The organism is Chryseobacterium tructae, from assembly GCF_030409875.1.
Lineage (GTDB): Bacteria > Bacteroidota > Bacteroidia > Flavobacteriales > Weeksellaceae > Chryseobacterium > Chryseobacterium tructae.
In genome coordinates, this window is record NZ_JAUFQR010000001.1 from 179,754 (window position 1) to 204,676 (window position 24,923).

Annotated in this window: 21 protein-coding genes and 5 pseudogenes; 12 read left to right on the forward strand and 14 right to left on the reverse strand. The window is 35.4% G+C overall.

The genetic code is table 11. The features are described from left to right. Window positions 1-82: 82 nt before the first annotated feature. Genes QWZ06_RS00840 through QWZ06_RS00850 form a run of 3 tightly spaced genes read left to right on the forward strand, consistent with a single transcriptional unit; the run spans window position 83 to window position 3,612 of the window. A complete protein-coding gene (locus tag QWZ06_RS00840) occupies window positions 83-1,345 on the forward strand; it encodes a serine hydrolase domain-containing protein (protein ID WP_290295256.1) in 1,263 nt (420 codons plus the stop codon). A 25-nt stretch (window positions 1,346-1,370) separates the two neighbouring features. Beyond that, window positions 1,371-3,149 (forward strand): Ig-like domain-containing domain, encoded by a 1,779-nt coding sequence (locus QWZ06_RS00845; RefSeq protein WP_290295257.1) that lies wholly within the window; start codon window positions 1,371-1,373, stop codon window positions 3,147-3,149. Window positions 3,150-3,153: 4 nt separating this feature from the next. Next, window positions 3,154-3,612, forward strand: a complete 459-nt coding sequence (locus tag QWZ06_RS00850) for a heme-binding domain-containing protein (RefSeq protein WP_290295258.1) — start codon at window positions 3,154-3,156, stop codon at window positions 3,610-3,612. Window positions 3,613-3,802: 190 nt separating this feature from the next. Here the strand turns inward: QWZ06_RS00850 and QWZ06_RS00855 are convergent, their stop codons facing one another. The 5 genes and pseudogenes from QWZ06_RS00855 to QWZ06_RS00875 all read right to left on the reverse strand — a co-directional run bounded on the left by QWZ06_RS00855 (window position 3,803) and on the right by QWZ06_RS00875 (window position 8,111). Continuing rightward, complete coding sequence (locus QWZ06_RS00855; RefSeq protein ID WP_290295259.1) at window positions 3,803-4,315, reverse strand: NUDIX domain-containing protein; 513 nt, start codon at window positions 4,313-4,315, stop codon at window positions 3,803-3,805. A 40-nt stretch (window positions 4,316-4,355) separates the two neighbouring features. Then, window positions 4,356-5,269 (reverse strand): annotated as a pseudogene (xerD, locus tag QWZ06_RS00860) (site-specific tyrosine recombinase XerD). Between the two features lie 6 nt (window positions 5,270-5,275). Next, complete coding sequence (locus QWZ06_RS00865) at window positions 5,276-5,698, reverse strand: deoxycytidylate deaminase (protein WP_115969903.1); 423 nt, start codon at window positions 5,696-5,698, stop codon at window positions 5,276-5,278. Window positions 5,699-5,749: 51 nt separating this feature from the next. After that, entirely contained in the window at window positions 5,750-6,517 is a 768-nt protein-coding gene (locus tag QWZ06_RS00870; protein ID WP_290295260.1) for an enoyl-CoA hydratase/isomerase family protein, read from the reverse strand. A gap of 107 nt (window positions 6,518-6,624) precedes the next feature. Beyond that, window positions 6,625-8,111, reverse strand: a pseudogene (locus QWZ06_RS00875) (catalase). A gap of 134 nt (window positions 8,112-8,245) precedes the next feature. Here QWZ06_RS00875 and QWZ06_RS00880 point away from each other — a divergent pair. The 9 genes and pseudogenes from QWZ06_RS00880 to QWZ06_RS00920 all read left to right on the forward strand — a co-directional run bounded on the left by QWZ06_RS00880 (window position 8,246) and on the right by QWZ06_RS00920 (window position 16,366). Then, window positions 8,246-9,196 (forward strand): LysR substrate-binding domain-containing protein, encoded by a 951-nt coding sequence (locus QWZ06_RS00880; protein WP_290295261.1) that lies wholly within the window; start codon window positions 8,246-8,248, stop codon window positions 9,194-9,196. A gap of 237 nt (window positions 9,197-9,433) precedes the next feature. Beyond that, a pseudogene (gene metK, locus QWZ06_RS00885) lies at window positions 9,434-10,712 on the forward strand (methionine adenosyltransferase). Between the two features lie 86 nt (window positions 10,713-10,798). Next, on the forward strand, window positions 10,799-11,290 hold the full coding sequence (locus QWZ06_RS00890; protein WP_290295263.1) for a hypothetical protein: 492 nt from the start codon (window positions 10,799-10,801) through the stop codon (window positions 11,288-11,290). A gap of 195 nt (window positions 11,291-11,485) precedes the next feature. After that, window positions 11,486-12,076, forward strand: a complete 591-nt coding sequence (locus tag QWZ06_RS00895; protein WP_209918640.1) for an RNA polymerase sigma factor — start codon at window positions 11,486-11,488, stop codon at window positions 12,074-12,076. A gap of 48 nt (window positions 12,077-12,124) precedes the next feature. Beyond that, on the forward strand, window positions 12,125-12,259 hold the full coding sequence (locus QWZ06_RS00900; protein ID WP_290295265.1) for a hypothetical protein: 135 nt from the start codon (window positions 12,125-12,127) through the stop codon (window positions 12,257-12,259). A 20-nt stretch (window positions 12,260-12,279) separates the two neighbouring features. After that, a pseudogene (locus QWZ06_RS00905) lies at window positions 12,280-12,974 on the forward strand (YjjG family noncanonical pyrimidine nucleotidase). A 568-nt stretch (window positions 12,975-13,542) separates the two neighbouring features. Next, the gene (locus tag QWZ06_RS00910; protein ID WP_290295266.1) at window positions 13,543-13,992 is read left to right on the forward strand and encodes a PepSY-like domain-containing protein; all 450 of its coding nucleotides are present in this window, start codon (window positions 13,543-13,545) and stop codon (window positions 13,990-13,992) included. A 419-nt stretch (window positions 13,993-14,411) separates the two neighbouring features. After that, complete coding sequence (locus QWZ06_RS00915) at window positions 14,412-15,083, forward strand: response regulator transcription factor (protein ID WP_290295268.1); 672 nt, start codon at window positions 14,412-14,414, stop codon at window positions 15,081-15,083. After that, entirely contained in the window at window positions 15,083-16,366 is a 1,284-nt protein-coding gene (locus QWZ06_RS00920) for a sensor histidine kinase (RefSeq protein ID WP_290295269.1), read from the forward strand. Before QWZ06_RS00915 ends, QWZ06_RS00920 begins: the two co-directional genes overlap by 1 nt. Before the next feature lie 54 nt (window positions 16,367-16,420). Here the strand turns inward: QWZ06_RS00920 and trpS are convergent, their stop codons facing one another. The 9 genes and pseudogenes from trpS to ileS form a co-directional block, all read right to left on the reverse strand. Continuing rightward, window positions 16,421-17,389 (reverse strand): tryptophan--tRNA ligase, encoded by a 969-nt coding sequence (trpS, locus tag QWZ06_RS00925; protein ID WP_290295270.1) that lies wholly within the window; start codon window positions 17,387-17,389, stop codon window positions 16,421-16,423. Between the two features lie 121 nt (window positions 17,390-17,510). Continuing rightward, window positions 17,511-18,371, reverse strand: a complete 861-nt coding sequence (locus QWZ06_RS00930; protein WP_290295272.1) for a hypothetical protein — start codon at window positions 18,369-18,371, stop codon at window positions 17,511-17,513. A 1-nt stretch (window position 18,372) separates the two neighbouring features. Then, entirely contained in the window at window positions 18,373-19,083 is a 711-nt protein-coding gene (locus tag QWZ06_RS00935; protein WP_290295273.1) for a hypothetical protein, read from the reverse strand. 27 nt (window positions 19,084-19,110) lie between these two features. Then, the gene (locus tag QWZ06_RS00940) at window positions 19,111-19,755 is read right to left on the reverse strand and encodes a SanA/YdcF family protein (protein ID WP_290295275.1); all 645 of its coding nucleotides are present in this window, start codon (window positions 19,753-19,755) and stop codon (window positions 19,111-19,113) included. 14 nt (window positions 19,756-19,769) lie between these two features. Beyond that, the gene (locus tag QWZ06_RS00945) at window positions 19,770-20,411 is read right to left on the reverse strand and encodes a lipoprotein signal peptidase (protein WP_290295276.1); all 642 of its coding nucleotides are present in this window, start codon (window positions 20,409-20,411) and stop codon (window positions 19,770-19,772) included. After that, window positions 20,411-20,605 (reverse strand): DUF2683 family protein, encoded by a 195-nt coding sequence (locus QWZ06_RS00950; protein WP_068939251.1) that lies wholly within the window; start codon window positions 20,603-20,605, stop codon window positions 20,411-20,413. The genes QWZ06_RS00945 and QWZ06_RS00950 overlap by 1 nt, the downstream gene beginning before the upstream one ends. Before the next feature lie 18 nt (window positions 20,606-20,623). Next, window positions 20,624-20,869, reverse strand: a complete 246-nt coding sequence (locus tag QWZ06_RS00955) for a DUF6576 domain-containing protein (protein WP_290295279.1) — start codon at window positions 20,867-20,869, stop codon at window positions 20,624-20,626. Window positions 20,870-20,947: 78 nt separating this feature from the next. Beyond that, window positions 20,948-21,328 carry a TraR/DksA family transcriptional regulator gene (locus QWZ06_RS00960; RefSeq protein WP_045501318.1) on the reverse strand — a complete coding sequence of 127 codons (381 nt, stop codon included), beginning with the start codon at window positions 21,326-21,328 and terminating at the stop codon, window positions 20,948-20,950. A 57-nt stretch (window positions 21,329-21,385) separates the two neighbouring features. Next, window positions 21,386-24,780, reverse strand: a pseudogene (ileS, locus tag QWZ06_RS00965) (isoleucine--tRNA ligase). Window positions 24,781-24,923: the final 143 nt, after the last annotated feature.

Below are 24,923 nucleotides of genomic sequence, written 5' to 3' on the forward strand. Positions count from 1 at the left end.
ATGTTAAATTATTCATAATATACCCTTCATATTTATTATTTACTTTCGACTTTTATTAAATTGCCGCTCATTTTTGAATCTTATGAAGATGCGTAATTTAGTACTTGCTACGGCTGTTGTTTTATCCTTATTTTCTTGTAAAAATAAATCTGAAACCAAAGAGGCTTCAGCAGAAAATACGACCAACCTTCCGAACTATGGGAATGTGGATTTAGGAAATGTCTTTACAAAAGCAGATGGACAGCTTTCCAATAAGGAATCGCTGACAGGCTATATAGACCAATATTATAAAAAAGTGTGGGAAGGCGGAGATCTTAGCGGCGGAATTTTAGTTGCTAAAGGTGATGAGATCCTATATGAAAATTACAGGGGTTTTGGTAGAGAAGGCAACCAGATGCCCATCGATAAAAATACACCATTACACGTAGCATCGGTTTCAAAAACATTAACGGCAATGGCCATGATGAAGTTAATAGAAGCTGGGAAAATAAAATTTACTGATCACCTTACCCAATTCTTTCCTGGATTTCCTTATCCCAATGTAACCGTTCAGACTTTATTGGATCAAAGAAGTGGGCTACCCAAATACGAATACTTTATTACTCAAATAAAACCAGCACCAGCAGAACTCTCCAAACAGTTTATTACTAATGAAGATGTATTGAATATGCTTATCAAATACAAACCGGATCTGGCGAGAGATACTGATACCGGGTTTATGTATTGCAATACAAACTTTGCCTTATTAGCTTTACTGGTCGAAAAAGTAACCAAAACTCCTTTTCCGCAGGCGATGAAAGAAATGATTTTCACACCGTTGAAAATGAACAATACTTACATTTTCCAGGAAAAAGATATTCCAACAGCTTCACAGTCTTTCTACTATGGTGCTAATAAATTATATCCTTTAGATCGTTTGGATCTTATATACGGAGATAAAAATGTATACACTACCCCAAGAGATTTATATAATTTTTCAAAAGCTATGTTCTCAAAAGACTTCTTGAAACCGGAACTGATGCAAATGGTATTCACTCCTTATAGCAATGAAAAAGCAGGGATGAATAATTATGGTCTTGGTTTTAGAATGAAAATATTTGATAACGGTGAAAAGCTGACCTATCATAACGGTTGGTGGCACGGAACGAACTCTGTATTTGCTCACCTTTTAAAATCTAAAGTTACTATTGTTGCTATTGGAAACAAATATTCAGGTAAAGTGTATACAGCACTTGCATTGTCAGGATTATTTGAAAACTTTCCCTTACAGCAGGAGAAACTTCAAACTGTAATGAACGACAGCAAAGATAGTTTGAATAGCGGACACGAAGTTTTTGGAGAATAATGTTTACTTTTGCTTAAACATTTTCATGAGAAGATTTCTTTTATTATTTGTTATCTGCTTTCTTGTGCATTCTTGTGCAAGGGTAGGATCTCCTGTTGGAGGCCCTAAAGATACGCTGGCTCCAAAATTTTTAAGTTCAAATATTGATACAACAAGGATTAATGTAAAAAGAGATATCCACGAACTTCGCCTGGATTTTGACGAGTATGTTACCTTGAAGGATATCAACAAGAATCTTATCATTTCTCCGCCGATTAAAAATATCAAGCGAATTCTTCCATCGAATATTGCCAATAAATTTGTCCTTATTCAATGGACTGATACTCTTCAGGCGAATACTACTTATAATTTCAACTTTGGAAATTCCATTGTAGACAATAATGAGTCTAATGTCCTTCGATATTTTAATTTTGCTTTCTCTACAGGGGATAAACTGGATGATTTGTATATCAGTGGTGAGGTGAAAGATGCGATGCAGATTAAGAAGAAATCAGGCAGTAATGAAAATAAATTAGTGGTTGGGTTGTACCAGGTAAAAGATACCATGAACTACAAACAAAAGCCATATTATATCACCAAAGTAGATGACGACGGATATTACGAGTTAAATTACCTTTCACCAGGAAAATATAAAATCATCGCTTTCGAAGATGAAAATGGAAATTCGGTATATGATCCGGGAAAAGAAAAAATTGGATTCAAGAAAGAGTCGATTGATTTTGATAAATCTATTTCAGGATTGAATTTAAGCGTTTATCCATCGAAGAAAGCATTGAAGTATTCAGAGATGAAAGAGGCTCCCGGAGGAGTTCTTATGACCTTTGAAGGACATCCGAATGAAGTGAAAGTTACCTCACTCAATGACAAACTTAAAGATATCAAAGTAACACATACCCCCAAATCGGATTCCGTTAGAATTTGGTTTGATGCCGTGAAGAATAATGTAGGGCAGGAAACTAATGAAAAGTTGGTATTCAGTCATAATATTGGCCCTAAAAAAGATAGTATTTATTCAGTTTCTTTGTTTTATAAGTACAATAAGAAAAATGCAATGGATGTTTTCAGTGATAATGGCGGTGGTTCATTAGCTCCAAAATCTGATTTTAAAATCTCATCCAATTTCTTCATTGATAAAATTGATCCTTCAAAATGGAAACTGGCTGTTAAAGGAGATTCCTTGACTAGTTTGCCGTTTACTGCTAAAGTTTCAGAAACGAATCCTTATCAGATACAGGTGCAATCAGACTTTGTTAATGGAAAAGAATACCAGCTTACCATTCCTAAAGAAACGGTTTCCTCTTTCTATGCAAAAAATACTCAATCCAAACGATTTGATTTTACAGTTGATAAAGTAGAGCAGTTCGGAAGCTTGGAATTCACACTTTCCAATGCTCCTTCTTCTAATTATTGGATCCAGTTGTTGGATTCTTCAGATAAAGTAGTATATCAAAAGTATACCAAGGGAGACAGGGTGAAATTTGATATTTTAAAACCCGCAGAATATGTAGTCAGGATATTGGTAGATAACAATAATGATAAGTACTGGGATGAGGCCGATTTTTCTACTGAGACCTTTTCAGAAGATGCTTATGTTTTCTATAAAAAGGCATTGGTAAGAGCATTGTGGGAAACAAGGGAAGAATGGGATCTTAAAGATACCAGAACACTTGATAATCCTAAAGGAACACCAGCTCCAACAGTGCCAGTTCCTCCTCCTGCTCCTGAGCAAAAAGAAAAAACGGTGATAGAGGATGCCAAGAAAGAAGTGAAATCCGGTAATGCAGTTTTAACTCCGGTAAAATAAATGTATGAAGACAGCAAAGAAAGTAATCTTTTGGACTCTGGTAGCTTTTGCTCTTATTCAGTTTTTTCCAATTGATACAGTAAACCAACCAGTTGATTCTAAAGTGAATTTTGTTCAAATGAAGCAGGCTCCGGAAAAAGTAAGTACACTTCTTAAGAATGCTTGTTATGACTGTCATTCTAACGAAACAGTATATCCTAAGTATGCTTATATAGCACCTATTTCATGGTCTGTAAAAAGCCACGTAAATGACGGGCGTCAACATCTTAATTTTTCTATTTGGGGAACTTATAATAAAGAATTGAAAGAGAATATGCTCGATAGGTCTATGGAAGCTCTTAAGCATAAGACAATGCCCCTGCCGGGTTATGTTGTTTATCATAAGGAAGCTAACCTATCAGAAGCCGAAAGAACCTTACTTATTCAGTATTTTGACGAAATGCTGAAATCAAAGACATATTAATTAATAATATATTTCCCACACACTTCACCCATGATACAGCTATCGTTTAATTCTGTAGCAGTTGGTAAAGTCTGTGGGAAAATTGTTTTTAGCCCATAAAAAACTCCCGCAGATTTCACAAAATAAAGCAGTTGGTAAAGCCAATGATCTGCTGTATCTGTAAAATCTGCGAGAGTATATATTGCAAAAATTATTTCTTCAGATAACCCTCAAAAAATATCTTCTGAGAATCAAATGCGATCTCATTAAGCTTAAGTTCCTGTAAAGGAATCCATACCGCTTCTGAGATCTCTGAAAGCTCAAGATTTACCTCGAATTTCTCTGAAACATTATACTCATAAAAAAGGTCAATTGTATTGTAATCAATTTCTTTATACTGATAGATGTTTGGAAGACTGGTAAGGTATTTCAGGTTAGAAATATCAATATCAAGCTGAAGTTCTTCAAAAAGTTCTCTTTTACAGGTTTCTTCTGCACTTTCTTTAGGGTCAACAAAACCTCCTGCCAAATCCAGTTTTCCTTTTTTAGGATCTCTGTTTCTTCGGGTAAGATAAATTTCGTCGCCACATCTGATGACTACCGCTACAGCGCCAGCTACATTGTTGTACAGGGTAAAACCACATTCGGGACAGCTCCATTTTTTTTCACCATCCCAATATAAAGTCTTTTTGCCACAGCTTGGGCAATATTTCAATACTTTCATCCTCTATAATTATTTTTCAAAGGTCAGCTAGACCCTAGTTTCACTGAGCAATATTAATATTTCTCGGGTGATAATTTAAGATAACATCTCTCAACTCTTCTGTTTTCAGATGGGTGTAGATCTCTGTAGTAGTAATGCTGGAATGTCCCAACATTTCCTGAATATAACGAAGATCTGCTCCATTCTGCAATAAATGGGTCGCAAAAGAGTGTCTGAAGGTGTGTGGAGAAATCTTTTTATTAACTCCTGCTTTGTCCGTAAGTTCTTTAATAATAAGAAATACGATAACTCTTGACATGGATGTTCCACGGCTGTTTAAAAACAGCGTATCTTCATATTTCTTATTGATTTTTCCTTTAGAACGTACTTCTTTGATGTAGCTTTCCAGTAATTCAGCAGTGTAATCTGCTAAAGGGACGAAACGGGTTTTATTTCCCTTTCCGTGTACTTTAATGTATTGCTCCTTGAAGTTAATATTGGAGATTTTCAAATCAATCAGTTCAGAAACACGGAGTCCACAACCGTAAAGTACCTCAATGATACACTGGTTTCTTTTTCCGAGATCTGTATTGACCTCAATGGCAGCAATAATTTTATTGATATCCGGCAGGCTTAAGGTGTCCGGCAGGTATAGTCCCAATTTTGGGCCTTCAAGTAACGCTGCTGGATTGTCTTCACGATATTCATCTTCCAATAGAAATTTAAAGAAGGCTTTAATGGAAGATATCCATCTAGCCTGTGATCTCTCACTGAATTTCTGTTTGGAAAGATTGAAATGTATTCCTGCAGGTTTTCGTAGCCGATAGAATCTGGACCGACGTTTGCCAGATCTTCTTCTGCGTAATCTTTTAGTTTTTTAATGTCTCGAACATAGGCGTCGAGCGTATTGTCTGAAAAATTTCTTTCGAAACGAAGAAATATTTCAAAATCTTTGATCTTTTCATCCCAAGTCATTTGTGCTTATTTTTTTAGTTCACAGTCCGATATTTGTTCTATTTCAATGTTATGGCCTCGCAGAAACGATATTCCATCGTCGTCCGAATACTCATTAATATACACCAGTCTTGTAATACCTGCTTGCAGGATGAGCTTACTACATTCCTTGCAGGGTGACAATGTTAAATATAACGTTGCTCCTTTTGCAGATTGTGTAGATGCCGCCAACTTCAAAATAGCGTTGGCCTCTGCATGCAATACATACCAGTGCGTCTTTCCCTCTCCATCTTCACAGCAGTTTTCGAATCCCATGGGAGTTCCGTTGTAACCATCTGAAATAATCATCCTATCTTTTACGATAAGAGCCCCTACCTGTTTTCTCTTACAGTAGGAGAGTTGTGCCCATTCCTGGGCCATTTTTAGATAAGCTTTGTCAAACTTATTCATACCGCAGCATTAGTTTTTTCGAAATAATTTGGATTAAAATCTTCTGAAAGATTAGAAGTTCGGCTTTCTTTTCTCAAGGAAAGCAGCCACTCCTTCTTTCTTATCTGCCATTTCAAAAAGCTCCCCGAAATATTTGATCTCAGTTTCAAAACCTTTATCTGTGTCAGATAGATTGACGGCGTTAATAGCCTTAGATATTGCCATTGGTGAATTATAGGCAATCGTATTCGCTAATTCTTTCGTTTTGGTTAATAATTCTTCAATAGGGTATACTTCATTCACCAGTCCGATCTCTTTTGCTTTTTGAGCAGGGATCATTTTGGCAGAGAAGATCATTTCGTTGGCAATACCTTTTCCGACAAGCTTAGGAAGCCTTTGAGTTCCTCCGTATCCTGGAATTAATCCCAGTGTTACTTCAGGAAGCCCGAGTCTGGCGTTTTCCGATGCATATCTGATATGGCATGCCATAGCAAGCTCTAAACCTCCTCCTAGTGCAAAACCGTTTACGGCTGCAATAACAGGCTTAGATAGATTTTCAATTTTGTTGAACAATGTATTTTGTCCGTTTCTTGCAAGTTCTTCAGCTTTTTCCTGTCCAAACTCGCTGAATTCCTTGATGTCAGCTCCAGCTACAAAGGACTTTTCTCCGCTACCTGTAAGGATAATTACCCTGCAGGAGGTGTCAGAATTAAGCTCATCCAATGCAGTACTGATCTCCTGAATCGTTTTTGCATTTAATGCATTTAAACTTTCAGGTCTGTTTATTGTAATGATAGATAATTTATCTTCCTTTTTTAATAATATATTTTCGTAACTCATTTTTCCACTTTGAAATATCATCCTCTGCAAATTATGAATTTTTTACAAAAAAAAAGGAAAAAAATATTATTTTTTTTTCCTTTTTTTTAATTTATTGTTCAATATGATTATTTGGAGTGATTCATCATATTTGCATCAATATTGATATTTAGTTGTGAAGCCACTTTCATGCCAAGCTCAATGTTGGCGCGGAAAAAGTGACATAATTGTCTATTGATAATTTCCTCTCTTTTAGGGCCTGTAATTCCCTGCATGCTTCCTACAATATTTTGGATCAGATTATTTCTATCCTCAGAATTCATCGCTTTTGAATATAAAAGGCCAGGTTGGGTATAGTGATCACTGTCATTATCATTTCTATTATAGTTAGCTACATGAGCGCTATCTAATTCATACTCAAAGTTTTTATAGGACGAATCTGGCTTGATATCATCAAAGCTGTTCGGGTGATAGTTCGGCTTGTCCTGATATTCACTGGAGTCTGCCATATAGCCATCTCTCTGATAGTTATTGACTGCAAAAGGGCATCTGTTTACTTCCAGTTGGTGAGCATTCACACCTACTCTGTATCTGTGAGCATCCGGATAAGAGAATAATCTTCCCTGAAGCATTTTGTCCGGTGAGAAGCTGATTCCATTAATCAGGCTGCTAGGTGAGAATGTAGACTGTTCTACGTGTGCAAAATAGTTAACAGGAACTTCGTTAAGCTCCATTTCTCCTACTTCAATCAATGGGAAATCATCATGAAACCATACTTTAGTAACATCAAAAGGATTCCATCTGAAATCTTTTGCCTGTTCTTCAGTCATCACCTGAATATACATTGTCCACTTCGGAAAGTCTCCATTTTCAATAGCATTACAAAGATCTTCCTGTGCAAAGTCAGGATTTTGTCCTGCCATTTTTACAGCTTCTTCATCCGTGAAGTTTTTTACTCCTTGTTTTGTTTTGAAGTGAAATTTCACCCATATTCTTTCATTTTTGTCATTGATCATAGAGAAAGTATGAGATCCAAAGCCATGCATATGCCTGTAGCCATAAGGAGTTCCTCTGTCTGACATTAATATAAGAACCTGATGAAGTGATTCCGGGTTTAAGCTCCAAAAATCCCACATCATGGTGGCGCTTTTCAAATTCGTTCTTGGAAGCCTTTTTTGAGTATGAATAAAATCTGGGAATTTTTTAGCATCTTTAATAAAGAATACCGGAGTATTATTTCCTACCAGATCCCAGTTTCCATCTTCAGTATAAAATTTGAGGGCAAATCCTCTAGGATCTCTTGCGGTATCTGCACTTCCTTTTTCTCCGCCTACCGTAGAAAAGCGGGCAAACATTCTGCAGGAGTTTCCTACTTTTGAAAATAATGTAGCCTTAGTGTACTGGCTGATGTCATGCGTTACGGTAAACGTTCCGTATGCTCCACTCCCTTTGGCGTGTACAATTCTTTCAGGAATCCTTTCCCTAACGAAATGCGCAAGATTTCCTGAAGGACAAAGTCTTGCAGCAATACCGGGCCTCTTGGTCCTACCGTCTGGGAATCCTGATGCTCAAAATAAGGTGCTCCGTTGCTTAACGTTAATTTTTTAGAATCCATATATTGATGATTTGAATAATTATTCTCGTGTTTTTCTAAAACGAACTGTAAAGGTACTAATTATCAAATTTACTTGAATTTTTAATTGCTAATAACAAAAACGTTATATCTTTGTAATAGATAATATTAATCAAATGAACATTCAACAATTGGAGTATCTTATCGCGGTTGATAAGTATAAACATTTTGGAAAAGCGGCTCAGGCGTGCTTCATTACCCAGCCTACCTTAAGTGCCATGATACAGAAATTTGAGGATGAATTGGATGTAAAGGTTTTCGACAGAACTACACACCCGATTCGTACTACAGATGTAGGACTTCAGATCATCGATCAGGCAAAGGTGATTATAGAATCTGTCAATGAGCTGAAAAACAAAGCCAACCTGTTGAATAACATTTTAGGAGGAACCATTAATCTGGGAATTATTCCAACCGTTTCTTCATTTATTTTGCCTACGGAGATCTTCAAATTCCTTGAAGCCAACCCGAAGATCCAAATGAATGTAAAGGAGATGACTACGGATAATATTATTAAAGCGTTGAAAGCAGGAGAATTGGATGCCGGAATTATCTCTACTCCTTATGATACTGCTGATGAGTTTTACCAGGATTTCTTATTCAATGAAGAATTAATGATCTACAGTTCCAATACTGAAGCAAACAAAAAGAATTCTTATATTATCCCTGAAGAACTGAATGTAGAAAAAGTATGGCTACTTGAAGAAGGAAACTGTCTTAGAAATCAGTTCGAAAATATTTGTCATCTGAAAGAAAATACGCTGAAACCTAAGAACTTAGATTTTTTAGCTTCCAATATTCAGACTTTGGTACACATGGTAGACAAAGTAGGAGGGATCAGTATTCTTCCGGAATTAGCATTGAGTCAGCTTTCTGATGAACAGAAAAAGAATGTATTTAGATTCAAGAAGCCATTCCCTTACAGAGAGATCAGTATTATTTACTATAAGCCAACCTTTAAGCAAAAGATTATTGATGAATTGTCACATTCTATCAAAAATTCGTTGGAGCTTAAGTTGAATTACCACGAAAGTCCGAAAGAATTTGTAAGCATTAAGCCTCAGTAATCAAGAGGCTTTACAATGATATAAATCATTAATTTAAAGAAAATTATAATTAATAAACAAAAATTTTGAGTATTACGAAAATAGTGCTTAAATTTGCTGACGTTTATTAACGAGGAAAAATTTGACCTGATTGCAACCTCTATAAAAATATGCTAAAACAGTATTCTTTTTTCTGGGCAATTGTTATTCTTATTTTTCTTCAACACAATTTTTTTAATCTAAAAAACAAAGAATAATATGTCTTATTTATTTACATCTGAATCAGTTTCAGAAGGACATCCGGATAAAATTGCCGACCAAATCTCCGATGCATTAATCGATCATTTCTTAGCATACGATAAAAGTTCAAAAGTAGCATGTGAAACACTTGTAACTACAGGACAGGTAGTATTGGCAGGAGAGGTAAAATCTGATGCTTACCTTGATGTACAGACCATTGCCAGAGAAGTAATCAATGGAATTGGGTATACAAAAGGTGAATACATGTTTAATGGTGATTCTTGTGGAGTAATTTCTGCAATTCATGAGCAGTCTCCAGATATCAATCAGGGTGTTGACAGAGCTGTAAATGATGAGTCATTCGAAGCTAAAGCAAACGCTCAGGGAGCTGGTGACCAGGGAATGATGTTCGGATATGCTACTAACGAGACGGCTAACTATATGCCACTTGCTTTAGATTAGCACACACTATCCTTAAAGAACTTTCTGCGATCAGAAGAGAGAATAAAGAGATTGCTTATCTACGTCCTGATGCAAAAAGTCAGGTGACGATTGAGTATTCTGATGATCATAAGCCAATTAGAATTGATTCTATTGTGGTATCTACTCAGCACGATGACTTCGGAACAGAAGAAGAAATGTTGAATAAGATCCGTGAAGATATCAAGAGTATTCTTGTTCCTAGAGTTGTTGCTCAACAGACTGAGGAAATCAAAGCTTTATTCAACGATCAGATCAAATATCATATCAATCCTACAGGTAAATTTGTAATCGGTGGTCCTCACGGAGATACAGGTCTTACAGGTAGAAAGATTATTGTAGATACTTACGGAGGAAAAGGAGCTCACGGTGGTGGAGCCTTTTCTGGAAAAGATCCATCTAAAGTAGACAGAAGTGCTGCATATGCAACAAGACACATTGCTAAAAACCTTGTAGCAGCAGGTGTTGCTGACGAAGTTTTGGTACAGGTATCTTATGCAATTGGTGTTGCTGAACCTTGTGGTTTATATATCAATACTTACGGAACTGCCAAAGTTGATCTTCACGATGGTGATATCGCTAAAGAAGTTCTAAAATCTTTGATTTGAGACCATATGCTATTGAGCAGAATTTAAAATTAAGAAACCCTATCTATCAGGAAACAGCTTCTTACGGTCACATGGGGAAAGAGCACTACATAGCTGATAAAACTTTCAACAAAGGGCATAAAAATGAGCTTACATTAGAAGGTCTTGAATTCTTTACTTGGGAAAAATTAGACAAAGTAGATGAGATTAAAGCCGCTTTCGGAATTTAATTTTTTCTTTAAACTAAAATATTATGAGCTGCTTTACCTTCTGGTAAGGCAGTTTTTTTTAATTTTACACCTTAATAAATTGAGAAATGATGAATTTTCGAACTGTAATTACCATTCTATCCCTATTTTTACTAAGTACATTGGTAAAAGCACAATATACCATGCATAAAATGATCAGTGTGGGATATACTTACCAGAATCAAAGTTTTGGGGAAGTAGGAGGGAAATTGCTTTTTCTTAAAAATGATGATGTAATTTATAGATTGGGAGGTTCTGCCATGATGGGAGTAGCAGATTCAAAATTTGCTATTATGCCGAAGCTGCAGGCCGATGTTTTACTTAATTTTGAAAAGAACGTAGATTTTTATCACTCTTATTACTTTTTAGTGGGAGCAGAAGGAACGAACAAATATATTGCTCCAAAAATAGGAGTTACCTTATTTGGGATGCTTGACCTTACCGGAGGGTATGCTTTTCCTATTGGAGATACCCGATTAAACGGAAAAGAAATGAAAGGTCTAAATATTAATTTTACATTAAATATCCCTACTGTATTCATTCATGACATGTTTAAATGATTTTTTTTAAATTTTTATGATGAAAATTTAATAATTGCTTAACAGTTATTAAAAAATTATTATATTTACGCCATAATATAATTGTACCACCTATCGAAGAGACTCTACTCTGAAGAACTGTTTTGTATATACAGCGCGAACTAGATAATTTATCTGGGCGATGGCTGGGCTGCAAATATTATATTGAGAAGAGTTATGAAATCAAAATCGGATAGTTTACTAATTTCGCTTTACCAGAAAGGTGACGAGGGTGCATTATCAACCCTTATTCATCGTCATCAGAGAGAACTGTTTACATTCATTTTTTACAAAATAAATGATGAAGACTTAGCCAACGATATTTTTCAGGATACATTCATGAAAATTATTGTGATGCTAAAAGAAGGACGTTACAACGAAGAGGGTAAATTTATCCTTTGGGCCAAAAGAATTTCCCACAACCTTATTATCGATCATTTCAGATCAAAATCCAAGAATATTAAAGTTTCAGAAACTACTTTTGAAACCGATGAGTATTCTATTTTTGACCTGATCCGGGAGCCCTCTGAGAATATTGAAGACCAGCTGGTAACCAATCAGATTCAGGAAGACCTGCTGAGAATGCTACAATTTCTTCCATTGAATCAACAGGAAGTGATTAAATTAAGATTTTTCGACGGATTAAGTTTTAAGGAAATCGCCGATCATACTGATATGAGTATTAATACCACATTAGGGAGAGTAAGATATGCACTGATAAACCTGAGAAAAATCATGGATGAAAATAACATAATATTAACCAGATAGATAATATTTTGTAAAATCTCACGTTTTTAAGGAAAACATACTTCGCTTATGAAAAAAAATGACTCCTTAAAAGTGAAAACTTTGAAACCTAAAAAACAAACCATCGATTTTCTGCTCAATTTTTCTAAAAGCATTGAAATTGTGAAAAGCAAGAGCAAGAATTATCCTGTTACCAAAAATTAAAATTATTAACTTTGTGCTGTATGAAAATGCAGCACGTTTTTTTTGACCTGGACAATACGCTCTGGGATCATCGCAGAAATGCCTACCTAACGATCAAAGATCTTTTCGAAAAGCAGGAGATTACTTCTAAGTATACTATAGACTTTGAAGCGTTTCATGCTGTTTACCATGATATCAACGAAGATTTATGGGAGAAGATAAGAGATGGGCTTATAGGCAAAGAGTATTTGAGAGAACACCGTTTTTATGACACCTTCATGCATTTTGGAGTAGACAATAGAGAACTTTCCCTTTATTTTGAAGAGAACTTTCTTGATAATATTGTAAGTCATAATGAACTGGTGGAAGGGGCTGAAGATGTTCTTGAATATCTTAAGTCGAAGAATTATAAACTTCATATTATTTCCAATGGTTTTCAGGAAGTAACGGAAAGAAAATGTACCCTATCCGGAATTGCACCGTATTTTGAAACGATTACGAGTGCGGATGCAGTAGGGGTAAGAAAACCAAATCCTAAGATTTTTGAATATTCCCTAGGACTTTCTGAAGCTAAGAAAGAAGAAAGTATTATGATTGGTGATGATTGGATCGCTGATGCTTTGGGAGGAAGAGATTTCGGAATGGAGGCCATCTTCTTTGATGTGTATAAAGAAGATAAAAAGAAGCCGGATTAAAGGCGATTACCCATCTTCAACAGATCAAGGAATACTTATAAAGTTTAAGACTTTTCATCTGATATGAAAGCCATTAAGTTCATCTTAATGGCTTTCTTGTTTTTAATAGCAGAGTCTGATGCCAAAATTGAAAATTAGTACGGAATCTAAACAGTCTTTTGTTGAATGAAATAAGCTATTTTCTAAAACACAAAGAAAGGTAATTCGGATGTGTTATTGTTAAGGGAGTTAAGAAGAAAAGCGACAAAGTTGCTGAAGAAGCTCATGGATATGCATCTGCTTAGAAAGAATCAATAAAATTGATTCCACTCTTTGCTCTCTTATAATATTCATTCTAAAAAATGGAGTTTTGCGTTTCAAAAGAATCGATTCATGTTATATTTAAATGCTATTCATTCTTGACTTTATCCATAGACTATTTGAGCTCTTAGGTTGACAATCATTATATAGAAATCTTACTTAATATTCTTAACAGCTTAATTTTGTCTTAATGGTTTTTATTTTGCCTGAATTATTTCCTTTTTAATTTTCTTATTTCAGTTTTTCCCAATTCTTTCCTAATTTGATTCCCAACTTTGCTTCATAATAATAACAGAAAAACTTAGTGTTATGAAAAATGTAAAGAAAATCACAGGAGTATTTGTTTTAATCTTCTTATTGATCGGTGGTTTGATCTCTGCACAGGACAGGGTTATTAGTTCCAACCAACTCCCTAAGACTGCTAAAACTTTTCTTATAGGGTATTTTAAAGGAATTCCGATATCATCTGCTATCGAAGACAGAGAGATCTATGGAGTTGATGAATATAAGGTATATCTGAACAATGGAATGAAAATGGAATTTGATAGTAAAGGAAATTGGAAAGAAGTAGATGGGAATCATCAGAAGATTCCTTATGGTTTTATTCCTGCATCAATTAAAAATTATAGCAGCAGAAATTTCCCAAATACATATATCGTTAAGATAGAAAGAAAAAGATGGTCTTACAAAGCAGAGCTTTCCAACGGGCTGGAACTTGAATTCGACAGGAATGGAAATTTTAAAAAAATTGATGACTAGACTTATTTAAGATTAACAATAAAATTTTATGATTATGGTAAACTGGAGTTTAATAAACAGTAATGGAAGAAAAAGGTCTTCCGCTAAGATTAGAAAGAGTATTGTGTCTTTTATGACCAAGCACCATCCGTGCAGTGTGATTCAGTCTATTGAAAAAAAATATAACGCTTACAAGATTCAACTGATGAATGGCTTGTGCCTCGTCTTTGATGCGGATGGTTACCACGTAAAAACGAATTAATTTTTAAAGAAGGGAAGCTGGAAGTGGAAGAGAGAAGTTGTCTATAACACCATTGAAATTATCTGTTGATCTAAAACAGGCAGTTGTATAAGGTAGAAAGAAACTTCAAGTCTCTCTCTTCCGGCTTCCCACCTTATAATTTCTTATATTTGATTAAGTTACCCAAGCAGAAGAGCCTATGAAGATTTTAATAGTTGAAGATGAACCGGATTTAAGGGACACTGTGCAGAAATTTCTGGAAGCAGAGCATTTTATTGTAGAGTATGCCGATAATTTTAGCTCCGGATTGGAAAAAATTATTTCCTATGAATATGACTGTATTTTATTGGATATTATGCTTCCTGATGGTAATGGAATAGATCTTTTGCGCGAAATTAAAAAAATGCACAAAAAAGATCCGGTGATTATCCTTTCTGCTAAAGATTCTGTAGATGATAAGGTGACAGGATTGGAAATAGGAGCTGATGATTATCTTGCAAAACCTTTTCATCTGGCTGAATTAATGGCGAGAATCCGATCGGTGATAAGAAGAAAGAATCAGGATGGAGAGAATATCATCAGATATAAAAACATAAGCATTGATCCGGAAAGTAGAAATGTTAAGGTAGGAAATGAAGAACTGGTGCTTAACCGTAAGGAATATGATCTTCTGTATTACTTTGTCATTCATCCGGAAAAAACGCTGCAGAAAACGACTCTTGCAGAAGCCATCTGGGGAGATTATATTGATCAGGCAGACAGTCTTGATTTTATTTATTCACAAATTAAAAATCTTCGTAAAAAACTGAAAGCACTCAATGCAGAAGCCGATTTTCAGGCTGTATACGGTATAGGATATAAATTCGTCTGATGAAAGTATCTTTAAAATATTACACCATACAATATCTTATTATGATCCTGCTGGTAATTATTGCCGTTTGGGCAGGATTATTCTATGCTTATATTCTGGATGAGGTACATGATAATGTAGATGATGGGCTTAAGGATAGAAAGATACAGATCATCAAGGCAGTATATCTTAATCCGCAGTTGCTCAAAAATAACGATTTTGGATTTAATGAGTTTAAAGTCATGCCGATTACTGCTGCAGAATATAAAAACAAAAGCAGGCTCTATAATAAGATGTATTATATGGAGTATGATGATAAAGATCAGCCTTATCGAGTATTGGAAGCTGATTTTATTGATCAGTATAAAAGCCATCAGAGGCTCGTTATCAGAACTTCCACAGTGGAAGAAGATGAGCTGATCTATGACCTTACAACGGCCTTAATCGTTCTTTATATTCTGTTGGTTATAAGTATTGTGGTAGTTAATGGCTATCTGTTGAATAAAGCAATGCGGCCGTTCTACATGATTCTGGATAAATTGAAGAAATATCAGTTTGGAATTCCTTTCTCTCAGGAAGATCAAAATTATTCCATTAAAGAATTTGAGGAATTGAATGTTGAAATCAATGAAATGATCGATCGTAATGAGCTTGTTTTCTATCAACAGAAACAGTTTATTGAGAATGCTTCTCATGAGCTTCAAACGCCGCTTGCAATTGTTATTAATAAAATAGATCTGCTTATTCAGAATGAGAATCTTGATAAAAAGAATCTAACCTTTCTTACGGAAGTTAAAAATGATCTGAGAAGAATGGTGGGATTGAATAAATCTCTGTTAATGCTTTCCAAGATTGAGAATAGTCAGTTTAATGCCATATCAGAAGTTGATTTTAATACTTTGATTAATAGTCTTGTACAGAATTATGAAGACTTTATTACTTTTAAAAATGTAGAGGTTAATATTATTGAAAAAGGAATTTTTAAAGCTGATTTCAATCAGGATCTTGCAGATATTCTTTTATCTAATCTTCTTAAAAATGCTGTTAAATACAATAACGAAGAAGGAACTTTAAACATTTTTATTGAGAACAACAGAATTGTCTTTCAAAACAGCGGATTGCAGGAGTCGCTGGATAAATCCAGGATTTTTAACCGTTTTTATAAACAAAGTTCAGATCATACTTCTACAGGTTTAGGATTATCTATTATTAAAACGATCATCAAACAATATCCAGGTTGGGATATTACCTATGAATTTGAAGATAATATGCATTACTTTATTCTTATGAAAAATAAAAAGTAAATCAAATAAAAAGCCCTTCAACTGAAGGGCTTCTGCATATTTTAAAAATCAGGATTAAAATCCTAAACTTGTTCTTACTCTTTTAAGAGTTGCCATTGCAACAGGTCTTGTTTTTTCTGCTCCCTGCTGAAGTTTTGCCTCCAACTCATCAAGATTATTCATATAATAATTGAACGTTTCTCTTTCCTTCTCAAAACGAACTAAAATAAGATCTAAAAGCTCTTTTTTAGCATGTCCATATCCGAAGTTACCTGCAAGATATTTTGCTCTTAATTCCTCAGTCTGTTCAGGAGTTGCGATCAGTTCATAAATTTGGAACGTTTTATCTGTTGCAGGATCTTTAGCCTCTTCTAAAGACTTAGAATCGGATTCAATACTCATCACCTGTTTTTTCAATTCTTTCTCAGGTAAGAAGATATTGATAATATTTCCCATAGATTTGGACATTTTACGGCCATCAGTTCCGGGAACATATTTCGTGTCTTCCTGAAGTTCAGATTGTGGCAATACGAAAACTTCACCCATCTGATTGTTGAATCTTGAAGCGACATCTCTTGCAATTTCCAAATGCTGAAGCTGATCTTTTCCTACAGGAACAATCTCTGCATCGTATAATAAAATATCAGCAGCCATTAAAATAGGGTAGGTAAACAAACCAGCATTCACATCCTGAAGACGGTCAGCTTTATCCTTAAATGAATGGGCTAATGTTAATCTTTGATAAGGAAAAAAACATGATAAATGCCAAGATAGTTCACAGGTTTCAGCGATATCACTTTGTCTGTAGAAAAATGTTTTTTCGGTATCTAATCCACAAGCAAGCCAAGCCGCAGCAATCTCGTAGGTATTCTGTCTTAAAATTTGCGCATCTTTAATCTGGGTAAGCGTATGAAGATTCGCAATAAATAAAAATGATTCGTTTCCTTCCTGCTTAGAAAGTTCGATCGCAGGAATAATAGCCCCTAATAAATTTCCAAGATGGGGTGTTCCGGTGGCTTGAATGCCGGTAAGAATTCTTGACATTTGTTTAAAATTTATATTTAAAAATTAATGAATTGCAAATTTACGCAAAATTACTTTCTAATTGTGTTATAGTATTCGATTCCTACTCTTTTCTTTAATGAAGAATTCTACATCAATAAACCTATTTCTTTAATTCAATTTTATACATAAAAGTAAGAACTTTGAAATGCCACAGGGTTAAAGTTTGTTCTGCTGATATTATATCATTTTCGGAACCAATAATGAGACGATCACGGAAAGAACGTATAAATTGCGACCAATATTCGCCTTTAGAATCTTTAAGTAAAAAATAAAAACCAGCATCCCCAAAATTTTTTCCTGAAGAATCTAAAATCAGTTCCCCATTTTTTCCTACGCTAGGAATCATCAACACGGTTGCATTCCCATTGGGCAAAGGAAATACAGCCTTTACGCAAGTTTTTCCTGACGGCAAATTACTGATACCATACACTCCGGAATAGATCACTTGCCCGGTAGATTCATTAGAACGAAACCAAAACGTATATTTTATTTCATTGGTCTTGGGGTCGGTGAGGTTGATGATTTCACTTTTTAGAGATTCTGAACCGTCGATGTTTTTGGTAGGAATATTCAGTTGGTTAATTCTATTACTGAATAATTTATTAACTAAAATTCCAAAAAACTTGAAAAATGGATTCCATTTTATAGAAAAATTTAAGGTATGATTTGAGGTGTTTTCATAGAAGTCAATCACATTTTTGGATAAATTTGAGAATTCAGTTTCAGATAAGTTAAGCTTTAGCATTGAAGGAATAATACCTTTTACTTTTGAATCTTTTTCTACAATTAAATTTTCTTTTTCTGCAAATTGATGGATAAAATCCTCACTCATTGCATTCAAGCTTCCAAAAGGTCCCATCAACCAGAGAGAATTTTCAGGCTTAATTTTTCTTCCACGCAGAATTACCCATTGTTGAGTAAACCAATCCTGGAACTTCTGTATCGGATAAGCCAATCTCATTTTAGTTGTTTTTTAGATGGGGAATAATATTGCGTTGCCCATTCCATTCCCCAAATTCTGAAATAGGTTTAAAGCGCAACGTTGTAAATTCGAAATGAAAATCTTTTCGATCTCTTTCTTTCATGGCGTTGGCGTGCCTTTCTGGTTGGGGAACTTTGCTATGTCCATGAACCATATCAGTCATTTCTTTTTGATTTTTCCAAATTGAAAAAGTGGAAACGGTATTAGGAAATTTGATGGAGGCCAAAGACAAAGTCGTTGCCGGATGGTCTCGAACCAATTTTTCAACCGGCCTTCCCCAATGAATGAATCTGGGGATTTGCAAAAATTTCATTCTGGCAATGGTGACTGCAACGACTGGCGAATTCGGATTTTCAAATTCTATGGTTTCATCAGGAATTTCAAACTTGTTGAATTTCCCCCATTTTCTCATAAAAATTAATCTTGTGTGCCAACCTTCAGATAAAATTTTGCCTAAACTGTCTTTAGCTAAAAAGGTTTCGATATCACTTTCATTTTCCCATTGTGCAAATACAGCAATTTGTCTTATCAACATTCGGGAGGGTGAAAAAATAGGAGAGCCTAACGTCATCGCCGTCATAATTTCTGTGTGAATTAACCCAGAAATATTTCTTGACTTCGGTGAAGAAAAAAGAATTCTGAGTGCAGAAAGGGAATCTGTTTTTACTAAATGATACGTGAAGACACTCATTTTTTATGATTGTATTTGTTTTTAATACTAAGGAATCAAAATCTTTTCTCCTCCAAACTTTGGTTGTACACCAAGGATAAGGTCCCAATATACTTTAGCCTTTGCCAGATACTCTCTCAAATTCGTCTTTAAACCTGCATATTTATTCACATCTTCTGCATTATACCCAAAAGCCTGTATTCCGTTTTTCTGAGCCAGAAAGACGGCTCTTTCGTTGTGGAATTTCTGAGAGATAATAGTAAGTTTGGTTTGTCCAAAAATATCCTTAGCTCTTACCACAGAATCCAAGGTACGAAATCCTGCGTGATCCAGAATAATTTTATCCTGTGGAATTCCCTGCTGAACCAATGCAGCCTGCATATCTTCCGGTTCATTATAGTCTTTGCTGCTGTTGTCACCACTCACAATGATGTATTGAATCTTTCCGCTTTTAAAAAGATCTGTAGCTGCTTTAATCCTATTATAGAAATAAGCATTGGGCATCCCGTTGCTTAAGGTTTTTCCGGTACCCAGCAATAAAGCTGTTTTTGCTTCCGGTACATCAGCGATATTGTAAGATACAAAAGCTGCACTTTCCTCTTTAATGCTGTAATTTGCCCAGGCTATAAAAATAATTCCTGCGACTAAAAGAAGCAGGAAAAATTTAAAAATATTTTTGATTGTTTTTCTCATTCGAAATACATCTGTTAGAATTCCAGTCCGTTCGGGAATGCTTTTTTTCTAAAGATTAATAAGAAAGCAGCACCTACAGTAATGGCTGAATCGGCAACATTGAAAATATATTTAAAGAATTCAATATGTTTTCCGCCAATGATAGGCCAGCTGTCCGGAACATACCAGTCTACTACCGGGAAGTGAAGCATATCTACTACACATCCTTTCATAAAGGTAGAGTAACCTTGTCCAAAAGGAACAAATTTTGAAATGCCACCATAACCAATCCATCGGTCGGTACTGGCATCATAAACCGTTCCGCTATCGAAGATCATTCCGTAGAACATCCCATCAATAAGGTTTCCGATGGCTCCTGCAAAAATGATGGCCATAGGAATTAAAAGATAGTTGGAGGCTCCTTCTTTGATCCATTTTTTAAACATATAAACCATTCCTCCAATCAGGAAAACTCTTAGAATAACAAGGAAATATTTCCCGAGAATCCCTCCAAAATGAAATCCGTAAGCCATTCCTGGATTTTCAACAAAAGTTTTATTAAAGAAACCTTCTACAACGGGAATGCTCTCATTGAGTTCAAAATGGGTTTTAATATAAATTTTTGAAGCCTGGTCTATCAATAATACCAAAAAGGTAATAGCTAAGATCTTTTTCATTACTCTCCTTTAGGTTTTGAAGGTTTCGAAGCAGGTCTTACATTTTTATTATCGCTTGCTTTCTTAACCACTTTTTGTCCGTTATATGAACTTTTCACATGAGCTTTCTCAAATTTAATGTTCATTTCTTTTAAAACACCTTTCAGTGCGCTAAGCTCCATTGCATTTTTAGGATGTACTATGATTGATTCCATTTCTTAGTATTTAAATTTTTACATTTTGGACAACTCATCCAGTCTTTTCCGGTCTTTCGCGGAAAGATCATTGATTCCGTTTTTGCCCATCTTACTCAATAGTCTGTCTATTTCTTTCTCCCTGTCACGTTTGTCGGAATTAAACTGGTCATCAATAGTGTAGTTGGTGTGTTTTCTAGGGAAAAACCTGTTTCTGATCCACTCCCTGTTGAAAAAAGCCAATACTGCAGCCACAATGATTACCAATATTAATATTTCGCTCATGGGTATACATTAAAAATTAGGTTTATAAAGTACCCGGAGATACCATATAAACCCAATATTATTTTACAAACCTTACGGCTATTTTTGCATGTTTTTCGCTTCGATGCTTAGTGTAGCATGAGGAACGGCTAAAAGTCTTTCCTTAGGAATTAGTTTTCCTGTTACTCTACAAACACCGTAAGTCTTGTTTTCGATTCTGATTAAGGCATTCTTAAGATCACGAACGAATTTTTCCTGTCTTCCTGCAAGAATAGAGTTCTGCTCTTTGCTCAAAGTTTCTGCACCTTCTTCAAATGCTTTGAAAGTAGGTGAAGTATCATCCGTCCCATTATTCTGGTCATTGATGAAACTTTCTCTGATTAGCTGAAGATCTTTTTCTGCTTTTTCTATTTTCTCTTTTATGATCGCTCTAAATTCCTGTAAATCAGCATCGCTGTATCTAACTCTTTCGTCTGACATATTCTTTCTCTTTTTAATAAAATTATGAAATGGAATTTGAAATACAATAACTACATGTTAATTTTTTTCGACATTTATCTTAAAATTAACTTCATCTATTTCGATTTCGTTAAAATTTGAAAGTGAAGATACAATTTCTATTTTATTTGACAAGACTTCAGAAGAAATATATTCTTCATTTTTCTTAATATCTTCAATGAATGGTGAGTTTTCTTCAATGGAGATATTAATTCTGTCTGTAAGCTCGAAATCTTTCTCTTTTCGCAGGTTCTGAATTCTGTTGATGAATTCTCTTGCGATTCCTTCAGATTTTAATTCATCGGTTAACGTCAAATCTAGTGCCACAGTAGTTTTACCGTCGGAAGTTACCGTCCATCCAGGGATGTCTTTCGTTGAGATTTCCACATCATCAAGTGTGATCTCATAGCCCTGAACATCTAGTTTTCCTTCTTTTTCCAGAGCAGCAATCTGTTCTGTGGTAAGATTGCTAATCTCAGCACCAACTACCTTCATGTCTTTCCTAATTTAGGACCTAGCGCTTTGAAGTTGGGTTTTATCTGTTTTACAATTAAGTGTGATGCTTCTTCAGCATTGATTAACTGTAGTTCTTTTACGTTTACTTCCTGTTTGATCAGATCTGCAACAGCAAGAATTTGCTCTTCTGTTTTAGCATCCAATACAGGAACCAATACTTTTTGTAATGGCTGACGAACTTTTACATTCTCCTTCTTTCTTAAAGAGAATACCATACTCGTAATGTTCTGAGCTAGGTGTGTTTTCTCAACCAGATCCTGATCGATTAAACTTTCATCAGCAACAGGGAAGTCTGTTAAGTGTACAGATTCACAGTTTTCTTTACCTGTTACTTTATTCAGATCCTGATATAACTGATCCATAAAGAATGGAGCAATAGGAGCTGATAATTTAGCAACGACTTCAAGACAAGTATATAAAGTCTGGTAAGCAGAGATCTTATCATCAGAATAATCTCCTTTCCAGAAACGTCTTCTGCATAATCTTACATACCAGTTACTCAAGTTATCATTTACAAATGTACTGATGGCTCTTGCTACTCTTGTTGGTTCGTAATCTTCATAAAAAGCTTTTACGTCTTTGATCAATAAGTTCAGCTCAGAAAGGATCCATCTGTCGATTTCAGGACGGTTTTCCACTTCTTTTTCTGAATAATTGAATCCATCAACATTCGCATATAAAGAGAAGAATGAATAGGTGTTGTACAGAGTTCCAAAGAATTTTCTTCTTACCTCGTCAATTCCTTCAATATCAAACTTCAGGTTTTCCCAAGGGTTTGCATTAGAAATCATATACCAACGGGTAGCATCCGGTCCGTACACAGAAAGTGTTTCAAACGGATCTACTGCATTTCCTAAACGTTTTGACATTTTTTGTCCGTTTTTATCCAAAACAAGACCGTTACTCATTACATTTTTATAAGCAACAGAGTCAAAAACAGCAGTTCCAATCGCGTGAAGCGTATAGAACCATCCACGAGTCTGGTCAACACCTTCTGCGATGAAGTCAGCAGGGAATGCCTTGTTGTTGTCAATCATTTCCTTATTCTCGAAAGGATAGTGCAGCTGTGCATAAGGCATAGAACCTGAATCAAACCAAACATCGATCAAGTCGCTTTCGCGCTTCATTGCTTTCCCTGAATCGGAAACCAATACTACTTTATCCACTACATTTTTGTGAAGATCAACCAATTCATAGTTGGATTCGGACATATTGCCTATTTCAAAACCTTTGAATGGGTTTTCAGTCATTACTCCTGCAGCAATCGATTTTTCGATTTCATTGTAAAGTTCTTCTACAGAACCGATGATCTTTTCTTCTTTCAGGTCATCTGTTCTCCAGATTGGCAATGGAATACCCCAATATCTTGAACGGGATAAGTTCCAGTCGTTTACATTTTCCAACCAGTTGGCAAAACGTCCTTCTCCGGTAGCTTTTGGTTTCCAGTTGATTTCTTTGTTCAGATTAACCAATCTGTCTTTTACAGCAGTCATCTTTACAAACCATGAATCCAACGGATAGTATAATACCGGCTTGTCAGTTCTCCAGCAGTGTGGATAGGAGTGAACATATTTCTCTACTTTGAAGGCTTTGTTCTCTGTTTTCAACAAGATCGCAAGCTCTACATCCCAAGACTTCTCAGGTGCAGTTCCCTCATCGTAATATTCATTTTTGATATATTTTCCTGAGAATACTTCAGGGACATTTTCTCCCTGAAGGAATTTACCTTGCAGATCTACCAATGGAATAAGATTGTCATTTTCATCCTTTATCAACATCGGTGGAATCTCGGGCTGAGCCATTTTAGCAACTCTCGCATCATCAGCACCAAAAGTAGGAGCTGTGTGTACGATACCTGTACCATCCTCTGTCGTTACGAAATCTCCTAAGATCACTCTAAAAGCATTTTCAGGGTTATCGTTTGGCGTAAACCAAGGAACTAATTGCTCATATCTTGTATCAACAAGTTTTTCTCCAGTAAATTCTTTTAAAATTCTGAACGGAATTACCTTCGTTTCCTGCGTATAGTTGGCAAAATCCTCATCTGTACCTTCAGCATATTTTTTACCGAATACTTTAGGTAAAAGAACGCTGGCTAATACAACCGTTACCGGCTCAAATGTATATTGGTTAAATGTTTTAACAACAACATACTCAATGTCTCTACCAACTGTCAATGCTGTGTTGGAAGGCAACGTCCAAGGAGTTGTCGTCCATGCAAGGATATGTACATCTCCATCAACATCGTTGAATAAAGCAGATGAATCTTTTTTTACTTTAAATTGAGCGACAACCGTTGTATCTGACACATCACGATACGTTCCAGGCTGGTTCAATTCGTGAGAAGAAAGCCCTGTTCCTGCTTTTGGAGAGTAAGGTTGGATCGTATATCCTTTATACAACAAGCTTTTGTCGTATAATTGTTTCAACAACCACCAAACAGTTTCCATATATTTTGACTTGTACGTAATGTACGGATCATCAAGGTCTACCCAATATCCGATTTTCTCTGTAAGGTTATTCCATACATCGGTATAACGCATTACAGCTTCACGACAAGCTTTATTATAATCTTCAATAGAGATTTTTTTGCCAATATCTTCCTTTGTAATTCCTAATTCTTTTTCTACACCTAGTTCCACAGGAAGACCATGCGTATCCCAGCCTGCTTTACGGAAAACCTGTTTCCCGTTTTGAGTCTGGTAACGGCAGAAAATATCCTTCAATGCTCTTGCCATTACGTGGTGAATTCCAGGCATACCATTTGCTGAAGGCGGACCTTCATAAAAAACAAACTCAGGATTTCCCTGACGAATCTCAACACTCTTATTGAAAGTTTTATTTTGTTTCCAAAACTCCGCTACATTCTCTGCTACGTCAATAAGGTTGAGGTTTTTGTATTCTTTAAATTGGCTCATTGTAAATATCTCAATTCGTTGATTAATTAAGTCTGCAAATTTACTAAAATTTGTCGGTTTATAATATATGTTTTATGTAGGTAATTTCTATTAAAAACTTCAATCTCAGAAATATAAATAAAAAGTGGAATGAAAAGTGAATA